The sequence below is a fragment of the Candidatus Saccharibacteria bacterium oral taxon 488 genome (assembly GCA_013100805.1).
Taxonomy (GTDB): Bacteria; Patescibacteriota; Saccharimonadia; order Saccharimonadales; family Saccharimonadaceae; genus Nanosynbacter.
This window is the reverse complement of the sequence record CP040000.1, coordinates 807,211-822,781: the sequence shown is the minus strand read 5'-3', so window position 1 is coordinate 822,781 and position 15,571 is coordinate 807,211. Positions and strand designations below refer to the sequence as shown.

Sequence of the window (15,571 nt, the reverse complement as noted above, 5' to 3'; positions counted from 1 at the left end):
ATCTAGGCGTGAAAGTGCTTGAGATACAAGATAGCAAACTTACCCTTGAAGACTATGACGGTTCAATTGTTAGTGTTACGTCAAAGGAGAGCGCCTTAACGGTAATACGTAAACTTAACTTGCTTGAGTTGAATGGTGTACTTGTGAATAGTAATATTGAGAATGTACGCCTTGCTATTATGATTGCTTTTAGGGACATCAGCAGTTTAGAGGTGTATTCTGTTGACGGTAGCGGTAATGGAGTTGTTGAGTCTCGTCAGAAGTACAGGCAAAAAATAGTTGATGAGGTGATTTCCAAGATCGTTTCTGCCAATAGGAAGGATGGCAGAAGGCATACTATCCACCTTATTAGGGGTGTCGGAGGTTCAGGGAAATCTACTTTTGCAAAGAAGCTGCAAGATAGGCTGAGGTTATATACAATAGTTGAAACAGATATAATAAAGCGCAGACTATTTGATGATTATTGGTTTATTGGAAGGGGGATCGTGCCCGAACCCCGCCAACTTCATCAAGAAGCTTCTCATATTTGTCGTGACGTTGTTGATTTGCTTTGTAAGCAGGGGATAAGTTTTATACTCGTACAGCGATTTGAGAAGATAGAAGATGCAAAAAGAGTCGTGCATATTTCTGAACGATATGGCTATAAATGGCATATTTATTCAATCATTCCCGACTTCATAGATATAGCGCGAAATAATATCACTAGGTCACGCTCCCTCTATAATATTAATACCTTTTCTCCCGAAAGCCTCCAAAAGTCGATACTGAAATATTCTGCAACTGCAAGCTATTTCTATAGGCTTGCCGCGCATCATTTCGTTAGGTCGATATGTGATGTTCGGCAACAACTACACGGCAATTTTAGTGAGACTTACTATAAAAAAGATGGTACCGACATTTATGTTAACAGAAACCCCTCAATACACGTGCCGCTTCTCTCTAGTAGAGAAAGTGGCCAAGTTGAAGATTATGCTATATTTCGTGATGCTGATATGCACAAATATCAAAATTTCTTTTATCGTGATGCTGCATATGAGGATGATATAAAATATCGTGCTCGGCGTTGTGTAATGGTTGTGTCACGTACAACTAATGGGGTATTGAAAACAGATAATAAAGAATCTAGGTTGTCTCGAATGCTCGGCGTAGTCCATGCATCACGGAATCAAATAAAATTTCTTGATGAGATTGTAAACTATGTCTACAATAAACGATATGTTCGTATTGAAACAAAGGATAGTCTACGCGAATTTGTGATAATTCTAGCTAAAAGAGTGTCGGGACTTAATGATGACAATCTTTTTCGTAGTCATGATGTGGCGAAGTATATACGAACGGATGATGTCCGAGATCATTTTAACGACTTTTTAACACAATTATTTGATAAGATGCAGCATGAGAAAAATAGGATTTATGTTGCTTCATATATTTTATGGTCTATTGATTTTACGGGTCATTACTTCAGTGATGGCTGTTCGCGCATATCAATTCTTCTTGCGCTTTGGTATCTTATGAGGACTGGTCACGAGATGCCCTCTCTTGAACGTAGACTAGGTAAAGAACGGTCGATACGCTCATCCTACAGAGGATGTCACGCAATCAGTCGAGATGAGATATATGACGAGGCTGTTAATAGACAGCGCTTCAACAGGTTTTATCAATATTATAAGAGCCTTTTTATAAAAGCATCCCGCCCAGTTATTCTTTGTGCTGGTGGATATATATTTAACGGAAAAGGTGAGGTACTACTGCTTCGTAGCGCAAAAGGGAAAGATGCCGGCAAATACGTCATACCAGGGGGAAAGATGAACCGCACGGAAAATCCTGAGGGTTGTTTTGTGCGTGAGACGCTTGAAGAGACAGGCTTGTCTATTAAAAATGTTATTCGGGCTGGTGTGCGGCGCTATGTCGGACCAAGTGGTCGTCGATACCTGATGTATGATTTTATGGCTCAAATTGATAGCGGCTCTGTTCGCATTAATGGTGAGTCTGTTTCAAGTGAGTGGGTACAGCCTATTAATATAGATACTTCACAGTGTACAGCAAGCACACTCAATGGTCTTAATAAATACTTACATTTAGGCGATATGTCAAGTTTGATAGTAAACCACTACAAAGAAAAGTTTAATATTTCCAATAGCTCTAGTCATGCAACTGGAATATTGGAAGAACGATATGTTAATAAAAAACTAAAAAATTATTTTCAAGAACTGGAGCAGAAGCCTCACCTCATTGTATTACACGGCATTATACCTATTTGGTCGGTTATAAATAAGGTAGTTCCTAATGCAACTAATGCAGAAAGCGCTGGCGGTATTGTCGCTAAAGATAGAAATAGCAACGCGCTTAGACCGATTAGTGTTATTGACCCTGAAACTACTACGCTACACTTATTTAACTTTCCTGGCGATGACGTACTAAAGCATTATGCGACGCTTTTTAGCCGATACGTAAGAAGCACTAATTGCGATGTTGAGATTGTGCGCTACCCCGATCTTGACCAGAATAAATTTCATCTTACGGGGCTTACGAATGAAATCGTACATGGTGGGGATATTGTGTATTTGGGTTACTCAACTCGCTTAAAAGCATACCTGATTAATGAGGGTTATGAACCAGCAAGCATTTCGGAAAATTTCTGGTACATTAGTTCTCGTTTTCGACTCAATACAACCATTATTAACGTATTAGAGTGTAAATACGGTCACTGGGGAGATATTGCAGCCGACTTGACAACTCATGTATGCGGACTTGGCGCAAGCGCTATTATACATAACGGTAAGGTCGGCACATTAGTAGGTCAGCCTGAAGTCTATAGTAGAATATATATACCGAAAGAGTTTGCAATATTTGATAATACTTCAACGCCCCGATACATTCCGATTAAAAATATTCTAGCTTCTTTCATACCATTTCAGTCGAGCGGACACATATCTTGTGTCACACCGCTTGATGAGACGGACAGTTTTATAAAGATATGTAAAGACAATAGAATCGAGACTGTAGACATTGAGTCTTCAAAAATTGCTGATGCTGTCGCCAGATACAATAAAGAAAATGGTCGCAATGTGGGATTTGGTGCGATACATTACTCATCGGATTTTGTGGGCAAACCTGATGATAATTTCAACTCATACAACCTTACTAATGAACACGATAAAGACCCGCAAAGTTGGAAAGATGCTGTATTGGCTGACATATTTGAAGTTATTATGAATGAAGGTACGCATAATCTTAGATAATTTAAGACGTCTTGTTTATTGAGAGGGTGTAGCTAAGAGAATTTTACTAGTAGAAGATGACGTGGCGATCGCCCGGTCGCTGAAGGAAGGCTTGGAAGATGAAGCCTATGCGGTTGACGTGGCGCATGACGGCGACGAGGGCTACCGAACGGCGACGGCGGATGACTATGATGTGATTATTCTTGATGTGATGCTGCCGGAAATGAATGGCTATGAAGTGTGCCGGGAGCTACGTCAAGACGGTAATCAGACGCCGATTTTGATGTTGACGGCACGTGATGCCGAGCGGGATATAGTCGAAGGATTGGACGTGGGCGCTGATGATTATTTGGCGAAGCCGTTTAGTTTTGAGGTGTTATTAGCGCGTCTTCGCGCCCTGCTGCGCCGTCCGAACGAGAAGCTGGAAGAAATCTTGCGGGTCGGTGATTTGACGCTTGATCCGAGTTTGAAAAAGGTGACGCGTGCCGCGCAGGAAATTAGCCTGACTGCCAAAGAATACGCTGTCTTGGAATATCTGATGCGTAACGCCGGCAAGGTCCTGTCCAAAGAGCAAATCATCTCGCATGTGTGGAATTTTGATGCAGATGTCTTGCCAAACAATGTTGAGCTATTCATTATGTTTTTGCGCCGCAAAATCGATAAGCCATTTGACTCAAAATTGATTCACACCGTCCCAGGCTTTGGCTACAAACTGGAGGATAAATCATGAAACGGCAGCGCGTTAGGCGTCTGGCGCTGAGTTATTTGGCGGTGATTATGACCTTATCACTGGTGTTTGGCGTGATTATTTATGCTATCCTTCCGTGCAATTAAATCGTCCATTACCGCCGGGTGAACATGCTCAGCAACCGCCAGAGCTTATTGAGCGTCAGTTTAGTCGCCGCCTGGAGCAACGCAACCGCGAGACGCGCGGGTCGGTGATTATGTCGCTGGTGGTACTCAATGGCGTGATGTTGCTGGTCGGCTATTGGCTGAGTCTGCTATTGGCACGTCGGACATTGGCACCAATTGAGCGGTCGATTGAACAGCAAACGCAATTTGTATCTGACGCCAGTCACGAGCTGCGGACACCGTTGGCGGCGCTGTCACTTGTGAACGAAGTGGCACTCAGAAAATCAACGCTGACCGAGAAGAAAGCTCGCCACGTTTTGAGTCAAAACGTTGCAGAAATCAAGAAATTGACCGAGCTCAGTAATTCACTGCTTGATTTGGCAAAATCGGGAGGTGTCATGACTGATCCAGAACTAGTTAATCCAGCTACGCTTTTATTGAAGAAGTGGTGACGCGGTTTACACCAGCCGCACAGGCAAAGCGGGTAAGGCTCGTGCATGATGATCAATCCTTGGCCGGCGACGTGCCGCTTCAGGCAAATGCGGTTCGTCAAATTCTAGCAATTCTAGTGGATAACGCCATCAAATACGCGCCGCCAAAAAACGGCGAAGTGAATGTGATTGCGTGGGTGAATCGTAAAAAACACGTGCTGGAATTCACAGTGAGAGATAACGGCCCGGGCATTGCACCGGGCGACCAAAAGCATATTTTTGAGCGATTTTACCGGGCGGACACGGCGCGGACGCGGACTGACGCATCGGGCCACGGTTTGGGGCTGGCGATTGCCAAGTCGCTAGCAGATCGCTGTGGCTACACGATTCGGGTTAAAAGCCAGCCACCAAATGGCGCGGAATTTACGTTGGTTGTTTCGCACGTCGACTCGCGGTAAACTCGAGGTCAATGCTATAATTTCCATATGAAAACTTCGCTCAGTCCCAACAAATTGCTGACCAATAGAGCGCTGCAATGTGCAGTAGCAGAACTTGGCGTTGACGCGCCTGATTTGCAAATTACATCGGTAAGCGGTGGCTTTTCGCGCAATCGCCGCGCCTTGGTGTCGGCGGGCGATAGGACGATTTTTGTTAAAGAAGTTGATGTTGATTTGCTGCCGGACGACGGCGAGCGGGAATTGGCTTGGCTGAAAAAAGACTACGAAGTGACGCGGTTATTGCAGAAACTTCACTCACAATATGTGGCTGACTGGACTGCGCTGGTCGGTGATGGGCATGTGCTGATGACAACCAGTTATGCGTTGGCCGACGGTTGGTTGTGGCGGCCGCCAGCGGAAAAATCTGTGGCCAAGCGGTATATTTCGGCGGTAGTGGCAGCAACTCGCGAGTTGGAAAAAACGGAGTTGCCGTATGAAGTGGTTGAGGAATTACAACTGCAGCCGTTTACGACGGCGGAACTCGGCTTGGATGAGGGCATTGATCGAGTTATTGCTGAGGCTGACGTTCGCCGTCAGCTGATTGATCACTACCGAACATTATTACCGGAGCAATCAAAAGTCAACCAGCGGCGCTGCCAAAAGATGATGGAGTTACTGAGTAGGAGCGATGAATTAGCCGATATTTCGGTACGTACTAAACACTTCGCCAAACAACCAGAAGACTGTTTTGATCACAGTGATGTTCGCAGTGATAACTTGGCGTTTCATCCACAAACTGGTGAGCTGAAATTGGTCGATTGGAATTGGGCTTCCTATGCGCCTCAGGGGTCTGGGGCGACGGAGTTTTTAATCGACATGGCGCGCCATGGTCAGGATGTAACGCCATGGCTAGACGAGCTCAATGCGGAGATGTTAGCGGCGTTTGTTGGCTTTTATCTTATCCGCAGCCTCAAGCCGCCGCTCCAGTCAGGTGATAATCTTCGCCAAATGCAGGCGCTATCGGCAGCTACCGCTTATGATTTGCTGGAGCGCACGTGACGGCCTCTCATCCGCTGATCATTCTCCGCGGTAATTCTGGCTGCGGTAAAACCAGCACGGCACGCTTGCTCCAGCGTCAGCTGGGTTACGGCACGATGCTGCGCCGGCTGCTGGATGATTTTCAGGGCGAACAACTGATTTATTATTTTGACGTATCATTTGAGGAAACGGTGCGCCGCCACGCCACTAAGCCAAACGCTCATGAATTTGGCGAATCAGAGATGCGCCAGTGGTGGAAAGATCAAGATGTTTTGGACGTGCCAGGCGAGCAGCGAATTGGCGAGAAGCTGGCTCAGGCGGAAATTGTTGATATGATTTACCGCGACGTTTTGGCGTTATCAGAGGAGACGATCTCATCCGCCTCTCATATGTAAATAATACAATGTATTTTCGTTGACAAACGCTATATATCGCGTGTATATTCTATATTAAGCACTATATATGGTGTTTTTAGAAAATAAATAACGTTTTTTGCAACACAAGCCCCTCGGGGAGGTTGGGGCTGGTTTGCTATTGCCATAATAAGGAGGGGTATGTACAAATCAATCAAAAAACGCGATGGTCGGACCGTTAAATTTGACCGTAAAAAAATTGATAAAGCCATCGAGAAGGCGGGTTTGGAAACTGGCGAATTTGATGCCAAACAGGCCGTTAAATTGACTGACAAGGTGCTGGCGGTACTGGAAACTCGCAATCAAAAACGTTTGCCGGGTGTCGAGGATATTCAGGACATCGTCGAGGACACGCTGATTGATTCCAAGTTCAAGAAAACTGCCAAAGCCTACATCATCTACCGCGACCAGCATAAAAAACTGCGTGAAATTACTTCCAATGCGCACGTCGATTTGATCGATAAGTACGTCAATAATCTAGACTGGAAAGTCAAAGAAAACTCCAACATGGGCTATAGTTTGCAGGGACTGAATAATTACGTTTCGGCGGAAATTACTAAGACCTACTGGCTGGATAAAATCTATTCGCCAAAAATCGGCCGGGCGCATAAAGAGGGTGATTTGCATATTCACGACCTCAATTTGCTGAGTGTTTACTGTGTTGGCTGGGATTTGATGGATTTGCTACGCCAAGGGTTCACTGGCGTTAAAAACAAGGTTGCCTCCAAGCCAGCCAAGCATTTCCGTTCGGCTCTTGGGCAGGTGGTCAATTTCTTTTACACTTTGCAAGGCGAGGCGGCTGGCGCTCAGGCGTTCTCTGATTTTGACACGCTCTTAGCGCCGTTCATTCGCGCTGATAAATTAAGCTATGACGAGGTCAAACAAGCGCTGCAGGAATTCGTCTTTAATGTCAACGTGCCAACCCGGGTTGGTTTCCAGACGCCGTTTACCAACATCACGCTTGATCTGGAATGTCCAAAGCACATGGCTGGCAATCCGGTGATCATCGGCGGCGAGATGCAGGATACCAACTACGGCGATTATCAAGAAGAGATGAACATGCTTAATAAGGCGCTTCTGGAGGTGTTGTCTGAGGGCGACGCCAACGGCCGAGTCTTTACCTTCCCGATTCCGACAGTCAATATTACCAAGGATTTCAACTGGGATAATCCGGTCATTGAAAATCTTTGGGAGGCTAGCGCCAAGTATGGCATCCCATACTTCTCGAACTTCATCAATTCCGACATGGATCCAGAAGATGCGCGCTCGATGTGCTGCCGCTTGCGGATCGATAATCGCCAGCTGGAGTATCGTGGCGGCGGTTTGTTTGGCTCGAATCCGATGACTGGCTCGATCGGCGTGGTGACGATTAATTTGCCGCGGCTGGCACTGAAATCAAAGAACGAGAAAGAGTTTTTCAAGGGCTTGGGCGAGCTGATGGATATGGCGCGCGACAGCCTAGAGACCAAGCGCAAGGTGCTGGAGCAGCTGACCGATTCGGATATCAGCCTGTATCCGTACACCAAGTTTTACCTGCGCGATATTAAAAAGCGCTTCAATGAATACTGGAAAAATCACTTCTCAACCATCGGTTTGATTGGCACCAACGAAGCGGCGTTGAACCTGCTGGGCGTTGACATTGGCACTGAAAAGGGTAAGGCGTTTGCCGAGAAAACGCTTGACTTCATGCGCGACCGCTTGGTGGAATACCAGAAAGAAACGGGCAATAATTACAATTTGGAGGCAACGCCGGCTGAGGGTACGACCTACCGCTTGGCGCGGCTCGACAAAGCTAGCTTCCCTGACCGAGCCCACTTTGCTAATGGTCTCGGCGCGGCAGTTAAGCATCCGTTCTACACCAATTCCAGCCACTTGCCAGTCAACTACACTGATGATTTGTTTGAGCTGATGGATTTGCAGGATAATTTGCAGACTAAATACACGGGCGGCACGGTGATTCACTTCTTCCTGGGCGAGCGTATGGATGATCCGCAGACGCTGAAGAAACTGGTCAAAACGATTTGCGAAAATTACAAATTGCCGTACTTTACCTTTACGCCGAGCTTCTCAATTTGCACCAATCACGGCTATATCGTCGGAGAGCATCCAGAGTGTCCGAATTGCGGCGAAGCGACTGAGGTTTACTCGCGGGTAGTCGGTTTCTTGCGTCCGGTTGCTCAGTGGAACAATGGCAAACAAGCTGAATTTGACATGAGGGAGCATTATGACGATGCCGCCGAACATCAGCGAGCTTGCGCCGTCGCTGTCCCAGCTTAAGGTGTCGATCGGCGGGATTCAGAAGCTGTCGCTGGTGGATTATCCAGGGCACGTGGCGGCAGCGCTGTTTCTCTCTGGCTGTAATATGCGCTGCGGCTATTGCCATAATCCGGAGCTGGTGTTACCTGAGCGGTTAGCGCCGAGCATCCCAGTCGAGGAGGCAATGATCTTCCTGAAGTCGCGCATCGGCAAGCTAGACGGCGTGGTGATTTCTGGCGGCGAGCCGACAGTCAACGAGGATTTGCCGGTGCTGTGCCGGATGATCAAGAGCCTCGGCTTTGATGTCAAGCTGGATACTAACGGCACGCATCCGGATATAGTGCGCGGTATGGTCGAGGAGGGGACGATTGACTTCATCGCCATGGACGTCAAGGGCCCGCTGGAAAAATACGTGGAGATTGCAGCGCGGCCGATTGATCTAGCGGCCATCAAAGACAATGTGCGGCTGATGATTGACTCAGGGATTGGCCATGAATTTCGGACGACCATCGTTCGCGAGCAGCTGGAGGTAGCGGATTTTGAAAAGATTGGCGAGTTGGTCAAGGGCGCCAAGCGCTTCGCTTTGCAGCATTTTCGCACCGGCACCACCATTAGTCCGAAATTTGCCAACTACCACACCTTTACCGACGAAGAATTTAGAGCTGCCAAAAAAATAATGGAAAGGTATGTCGAGGAATGCGTGATTCACTAACTGTCGAAATTGTGCGGGTGCGCCAGGAAAATCCTGAGGTGACGACACTGTATTTTGCGCGGCCGTTTGACTTTATGGCGGGGCAATATATCACGGTGTTCATTGAGGGCAGCCAGGTGCGCGAAGGCAAGGCCTATAGTATTTCTTCGCGCCCGCATGAGGAATTGATGTCGATTACCGTGAAAAATGTTGGTGGTGAATTCTCGAGCTATTTGTGTTCGCGTCACGTTGGCGACACGCTGCATATTAGCCGGGCGTACGGCGATTTCAATCTGCAGACTGAGCGGCCGCTAGTCGGCATCGCGGCGGGGTGCGGACTGAGCCCGATTTGGAGTATTTTGGCGGACGCCAAGCAGCCGACTTTTCTCTATTTGAGTCAAAAATCGCCGGAATATATGGTGTTTGCTGATGAACTGGCGGCGTCGAATATTACGGTCAAAAAATTTAGTACCCGCCAGCAGGTTGAGGAACAAGACGGCTGGCATAACGGGCGGTTTGAGGCGGCGAACATTGTGAGCGAAGTGCCGAGTAATGCGCATTTTCTGGTCTGCGGCAGCCTGCCGTTTGTGCGCGATGTTTGGCAAAAACTAACTGCCGCTGGCGTCGACGAATCACATATTTCAACGGAGACATTTTTTGAGCAATGATTGGGGCGACGAGTACAGCAGAAGTATCATCGACAGTAATTGACGGTGATGGTTTTGATGTGTTTTCGTCGCTGCGAGGTGGCGCTGGCGGTGAGGACTTTTCGTCTGGCATTGACGAAACGGTGGCTGATAATGTTGAGCAGTTTGATTTGGTGGCGGTGGCTAGTGGTGAAGAAGAACTACCTTCTACTGAGGAAGTATCGGCGTCAATTGGTCAAACGGCATGTGTGACATGTGTTGGTTGCCCATATCTTAGCCAGTGTGTAAAACCTCAGGCGTTAGCCATGAAGCGGGAGTCGGAAAGACAGGAGAATATATCTACTGATATAAATTCTGCGGGTGAAGAGGCGGTTCCTAATTTAATGGAAATGACACCAAAAGAAAGCTATCTGGAGAGATTGCTAGCTCCAGATGACTTCGATAGTCTTGATGAAAATGGACGCGGGGAATTGGTGATGGCGGAATATTCAGAGCCTATCGATTATCAAGAGTCTATTATTAAAAATGTGCCTGAGCCAGCGGCAGCAGAGACGAAGCCTATAGATTTAACAACTAAGACAGATGAGCCGACTGAGCAAATTGTGCAGCAGGAACGAGAAACCAAAACTTCAACTAACGAGCCGGTCGAAGTTTCGGGCGAAGATATGGATACTGAAGCGGCAGAAGCGCCATTCTTTGGATTAAAAATGGCTCCAGAAACTATCGCTGACGATATTAAAGATGTCGGGGAATCTCGGCCAGAAAGTGCTAGCGAAATTTCTGACGAAGGGTATTTTACCGGAGCGGCAGAGGCGAGTAATTCTTCAACAGATGCGAAGCCGCGCGTCATTGATGCCACCTCTGATGCAGATGATGATAACAAACAGCCGACGCTAGAACCCCTATATACACCGGCGCAGGCGGAAACTGCGCCAGCATCATTAGCGATAAATGAAGGTAATCAAACTGTTGATAAGAATAGTAATCCACTGGAAAATGAAGCTGTTTATCATACGACTAGCGACGATAAGGGTACCGCTAGTGTTGTGAAAAATACATATGATGGCGACGAAAACACTGCGCCGTCAAGCGTAAAAACACCATCAATTGAACACCAAAAAGAAAAAGATTTTGTTATAACAGGGTCAAAATCAGCCAATTCTGAGCCGAGCCGGGTAGCAGAAAATGATGAAAGTGCTACGCCAGTTTCTGAGCAGCAACACTTGGCAGCGCAGTTTGAGGCGATAAAGGTGGATGAACCTGCGGCTACAGATCTAATTGATGATTCTGGCACGAAAGTACTGGCGGACGCTCAGTCCAGCGAGATTAATATAGATGTGGCGGCGGATTATAATAATTTTGTCGAATCGACCGATGGCGTTGATGTCGAACAGCCTAAGCACGTAATTCCAACCGTAACTAATATGCCGCCGTCTCAGGCGCAAGAGGACGCCGTTAACGTGTCGGCGGAATACGAAACAAGCGAGGTATCTACTAAAGAGGTGGTTAATGCGACCGCATCAATTTCAGCGAAAGAGCAGCCTGATCAGTCGGCGATTGTGTCATTATCAACTCAAGATGTTGTTGAATATGGCGAGGACTTGCTTTCTGCAAGTGAGGAGCCTACAGCTGATCACGGCCCGACACGCCCGGATGATGTTATTAATATGCCTACGACGCATGAGGTTATAGAGGCAACGCACGAGGCTGACGAGACGATAGAACTAGAAGCGGTGAATGTAACCTTGCCAGCTGCTGCCGTTGCGGTTAGCGAGGGTAAAAGTCAAATTGATCTGCCGCCAGAATTGAGCGAGGAATTGGTAGTAGACCAAAGGATTTATGAGGTGCAGACTTCCCTGGTCGAACAACTTGATCATAACCATGCGGCGGTAGAGTGCGATTATGACGAGGATGACGAAGTTTGGGCCGAGGAGGATACGGTGTTTTTTGTCGAACAACAGTCGCCAGCAGTAGAGCCGGAAGTATCTTCGGCTGAAGCGGTGACGGTTGCGCCGATGGAAACTATTATAGTGCGTGAAGAATATGGTGATTTGAAACTCTCCGTAGACGACGAGATTGGTGTTGATATGGACTCCGTGGGGCAATCGGACAACTTCAAGACATCGTCAGTTCCTGAAATCACCAATGATTATGAGACGGTAGAGCAGATAGCTATTCCTGTCTCGCCGGCTACTGAACCAATACCTGATGTCGAGCTGGACGAGCCAACAATGGAAATTTCAGAGGAGCGCATCATGCCTCGCGAGGAGCATGACAGTATAGTTATGGAAGTATCGGAAAAGAGCGATTTACCGCGTGTGGATGATGAAGTTGAAGCTATAATTACGGATACCAGCGACGTAGAGCCAACTATTGATTTACTTGAAGAGCAAGAAGAACTTGCTGCTAATGAGGTATCTGAGGCGGTAGAATCTGAACTGGACGAGCAGAATGATTTGGCGGTTGACAGCTACGGTTATAATAGCGAAACGAGTACCGTGAGCGATAATGTTTTGGTCGTAAAAAGCCGTCAATCCCCTGGCCTATGGCCGGACGACAGTCGGCTCAATCCAGAAGAAGAGTCTGCGTCAATGGCTCAATCAAGCGCGGATGATACGTCGTTGGTATCGCGGCTGGTTGGCATGTTTGTAGTGGCGATGTGCGTGGTGCGCGGCCGGCAGTCAGTGAAAGTTTAGTAAACACACCGCCTAAAGAGGTAGCAATGAAGTAGTATAATTAGATATATGAAAGCGCTGCAAACTAACATTAAATTATTCTTATATACGCCAAACAAATTCTTTGAGATACCTAATTTTCAACGCCCTTATTCTTGGACAGCCGATAATGTCCAAATGTTTTTAGACGACCTTGAAGAGGTGAAGCGTGGAGATAAAAAGCATTATTTCGGCAGTATCGTGTATATCAACGATGGTGACCGAAGCATCATTATCGACGGTCAGCAGCGTGCAACGACAGTTTTGCTGATGATTACCGCAATTTACCATTTGGCGTTAGAGTCACCTGAAAAGCTTAGACTGGTAGCCGAGCAAATCAAGGACGAGTATTTATACAATAGATATGCAAAACAATATGGATCAGAGGAAAACCGTATCAAACTGCGGGCGGTAACTACTGACAATAAAATATTTGAGAAAATATTTAGCCAGGCGGAATTGACCGAGTATGAAAAGAAAAGTAATTTATACAAGTCCTATCTTCAATTTTATGAATATTTTAGAGATCGTGATCATTTAGAACAGTACATTAACACGCTTGATGATTTTGAAATTGTCACAATCGTGCTAGATAAAGATGACGATAATCCACAAAAAGTTTTTGAAAGTATTAACTCAACTGGCAAGCCATTGACAGATGGCGATAAAATTCGGAATTTTTCATTGATGTTGCACACCTCAGAAAAACAAGATTATGTTTTGACTAACTATTGGCAGCATATTGAAACATACTTAACCGATCCGCAGCGTGATGATATTACCGACTTCTTCCGTGTTTATTTGATTGCTAAAAACCAATCGGTCGTAAATACTGATAAGGTGTATCCAGAGTTTAAAAAAGCTTTTTCTAATAATATTTCTGATGATCAGTCGTATGAATCGCTTGACACATTTTATGGTGAGATTTTGAGAATACTAAAATACTATCGCTTTTTGAAGTTTGGCACAGATGACAATAATGAATTTACCAAACTGAACTCGGCAGCGTTCATTATGCGTTATCTGAGGATTGAGGCGTTCTTCCCGTATGTTGTATCAGTTATGAAATATTGGCAAGATGGACATTTGTCTGATGATGAAATTGCTGAGATATTTGATGTGCTACGTGTCTACTTTTCGCGGCGTATCGTCGTTAACCTATCGACAGCAAGTCTAGATAACTATTTTGCGGGATTGCATAGAAATATATTATCGAGTGTCGAACAGAACGATGCAGTATATATTGAAGTGCTAAAATACACTATGCTTTCGAGAAGTGGACAAACTCGCCTACCAAGAAATAATGAAGTAGAAACAGCGATAAAAGCAAACTTTACCTATAATCAGCGCTCTTCCAATGTCATGTATTTGTTAACTGCGGTTGACGATGAATCTAAGGACGTGTCATTGCTGAAACAGATTAATAACAAAGAGCTACAGCTAACGATTGAACATATTATGCCGCAAACCATGACCAATGCTTGGCGGGATGAGCTCGGCGACCGTGCCGATGAAATTCATGGCACATATTTGCATGGGCTAGCGAATTTGACATTGACGGGATATAATTCTGAATATTCAAACAAAAGTTTCCGAGAAAAGCGTAATATGCCAGACGGGTTTGCTGATAGCCCGCTTAAGATTAATAAGACTGTTGCTAAATATGATACATGGAATGAAGCAGCAATATTGGAGCGCCAGCGGTGGTGGATTGATAAAATAATTAAAATTTGGCCGCTGCCAACAAGTACGTTTGAACCGCCAATACTTGATACGAAAGTTAATATTTTTGATGATGTTGATTTCAAGGGCACAATGGTAAAGATGTTCTATATCGGTGATGATTCGTATCCAGTAACGAGCTGGTCGCAAATTCTTGGCGTCTATTGCGAGTATTTGTATGACGAGAACCCTGATTTTATTGATCAGATTATGAACAGCGAAAAGACGAAAAATTGGATTAGTAATGATTCTAAAAGATTTTTTAATTCCGTAAAGATTCACGACACGGGGCTTGTGGTTGACGTAGCAACAAATACGAATCAAAAAATACGGCTCATGCGCGAACTAGCGGAGATGTTTAATGTTGATAAAATCTCTATCAATGTTGAATTGACAAGGCCGATTGAACAGTAGGTATGTGTCAGCCTGACAACTTTAGTTTAGTTAGGGCGCTTGCTATACTGTCTATATGAGAATCTCTGATCGTCATCCCAACGACCGTCCCCGCGAGAAATTGGCACGCTACGGTGCGGCGCGGCTGAGTGACTTGGAGCTGTTGATGGCGATTGTTGGCAGCGGTAATGCTCGGGCCGATGTCGGTAAAATTGCGCGCGAGGTGCTGAAGATTGTGCGTCAAAAAGGCGGCGATGTTTCGTATGATGATCTACGCGGCGTGGTTGGCTTGGGAGAAGCAAAAATCCCAGTGATTGTGGCGAGCTTAGAACTGGCGCGGCGGTATTTGCTGGATAGCGACCAGCCGATCATTGATAGTCCAGAGAAAGCGGTTGAGCTACTGGCCGACATTCACGACAAAAAGCAGGAATACTTTGTCTGCCTGACGCTGGATGGTGCGAATCGTTTGATCGCCAAGCGGGTGGTGACTATCGGTACGCTGACCGCCAGCCTGGTACACCCGCGCGAGGTCTTCGCCGACGCCATCGCCGACCGTGCTGCCTCGGTCATCGTGGCGCATAATCATCCGAGCGGTAGTTTGGAGGCGAGCCAGGCTGACAAAGATGTCACGAACAGGCTGGTGGAAGTGGGAAAACTGCTTGGCATTACGCTTAATGATCATATTATCGTTACAAAACTTAATTACAAGAGCTTGCTGCACGCAGAGTAAATGAGCCTCAAAATCTGATATAATCT

At 46.1% G+C, this 15,571-nt stretch carries 12 protein-coding genes; all 12 read left to right on the top strand.

The genetic code is table 11. The features are described 5' to 3' along the window. Nucleotides 1–8: 8 nt before the first annotated feature. A complete protein-coding gene (locus FBF27_04340) occupies nt 9–3,242 on the top strand; it encodes an NUDIX domain-containing protein (GenBank protein QJU09607.1) in 3,234 nt (1,077 codons plus the stop codon). Nucleotides 3,243–3,282: 40 nt separating this feature from the next. Then, nucleotides 3,283–3,951 (top strand): response regulator transcription factor, encoded by a 669-nt coding sequence (locus tag FBF27_04335; GenBank protein ID QJU09606.1) that lies wholly within the window; start codon nt 3,283–3,285, stop codon nt 3,949–3,951. A 94-nt stretch (nt 3,952–4,045) separates the two neighbouring features. Next, entirely contained in the window at nt 4,046–4,525 is a 480-nt protein-coding gene (locus FBF27_04330; GenBank protein QJU09605.1) for a hypothetical protein, read from the top strand. Continuing rightward, nucleotides 4,510–4,962, top strand: a complete 453-nt coding sequence (locus FBF27_04325) for a sensor histidine kinase (GenBank protein QJU09604.1) — start codon at nt 4,510–4,512, stop codon at nt 4,960–4,962. Before FBF27_04330 ends, FBF27_04325 begins: the two co-directional genes overlap by 16 nt. A 27-nt stretch (nt 4,963–4,989) precedes the next feature. Further along, nucleotides 4,990–6,000: a hypothetical protein gene (locus tag FBF27_04320; GenBank protein QJU09603.1), complete on the top strand. Its 1,011-nt coding sequence runs from the start codon at nt 4,990–4,992 to the stop codon at nt 5,998–6,000. Continuing rightward, on the top strand, nt 5,997–6,374 hold the full coding sequence (locus tag FBF27_04315) for a hypothetical protein (protein QJU09602.1): 378 nt from the start codon (nt 5,997–5,999) through the stop codon (nt 6,372–6,374). Before FBF27_04320 ends, FBF27_04315 begins: the two co-directional genes overlap by 4 nt. Nucleotides 6,375–6,533: 159 nt before the next feature. Next, nucleotides 6,534–8,669, top strand: a complete 2,136-nt coding sequence (locus FBF27_04310; GenBank protein QJU09601.1) for a ribonucleoside triphosphate reductase — start codon at nt 6,534–6,536, stop codon at nt 8,667–8,669. Next, nucleotides 8,617–9,360: an anaerobic ribonucleoside-triphosphate reductase activating protein gene (locus FBF27_04305; protein ID QJU09600.1), complete on the top strand. Its 744-nt coding sequence runs from the start codon at nt 8,617–8,619 to the stop codon at nt 9,358–9,360. The genes FBF27_04310 and FBF27_04305 overlap by 53 nt, the downstream gene beginning before the upstream one ends. After that, nucleotides 9,345–10,007, top strand: coding sequence for a hypothetical protein (locus FBF27_04300; protein QJU09599.1), 663 nt, complete (start codon nt 9,345–9,347; stop codon nt 10,005–10,007). The genes FBF27_04305 and FBF27_04300 overlap by 16 nt, the downstream gene beginning before the upstream one ends. Beyond that, entirely contained in the window at nt 10,004–12,682 is a 2,679-nt protein-coding gene (locus FBF27_04295) for a hypothetical protein (GenBank protein QJU09598.1), read from the top strand. Before FBF27_04300 ends, FBF27_04295 begins: the two co-directional genes overlap by 4 nt. Before the next feature lie 48 nt (nt 12,683–12,730). After that, complete coding sequence (locus FBF27_04290) at nt 12,731–14,836, top strand: DUF262 domain-containing protein (GenBank protein ID QJU09597.1); 2,106 nt, start codon at nt 12,731–12,733, stop codon at nt 14,834–14,836. A 55-nt stretch (nt 14,837–14,891) separates the two neighbouring features. Next, the gene (gene radC, locus FBF27_04285; GenBank protein ID QJU09596.1) at nt 14,892–15,545 is read left to right on the top strand and encodes a DNA repair protein RadC; all 654 of its coding nucleotides are present in this window, start codon (nt 14,892–14,894) and stop codon (nt 15,543–15,545) included. The last annotated feature ends 26 nt before the right edge of the window (nt 15,546–15,571 follow it).

What these genes read in the sequence shown, in the direction of transcription:
- radC (QJU09596.1), top strand. Translation starts at nt 14,892, where the DNA reads ATGAGAATCTCTGATCGTCATCCCAACGACCGTCCCCGCGAGAAATTG.
- FBF27_04320 (QJU09603.1), top strand. Translation starts at nt 4,990, where the DNA reads ATGAAAACTTCGCTCAGTCCCAACAAATTGCTGACCAATAGAGCGCTG.
- FBF27_04295 (QJU09598.1), top strand. Translation starts at nt 10,004, where the DNA reads ATGATTGGGGCGACGAGTACAGCAGAAGTATCATCGACAGTAATTGAC.
- FBF27_04305 (QJU09600.1), top strand. Translation starts at nt 8,617, where the DNA reads ATGACGATGCCGCCGAACATCAGCGAGCTTGCGCCGTCGCTGTCCCAG.
- FBF27_04290 (QJU09597.1), top strand. Translation starts at nt 12,731, where the DNA reads ATGAAAGCGCTGCAAACTAACATTAAATTATTCTTATATACGCCAAAC.
- FBF27_04310 (QJU09601.1), top strand. Translation starts at nt 6,534, where the DNA reads ATGTACAAATCAATCAAAAAACGCGATGGTCGGACCGTTAAATTTGAC.
- FBF27_04300 (QJU09599.1), top strand. Translation starts at nt 9,345, where the DNA reads ATGCGTGATTCACTAACTGTCGAAATTGTGCGGGTGCGCCAGGAAAAT.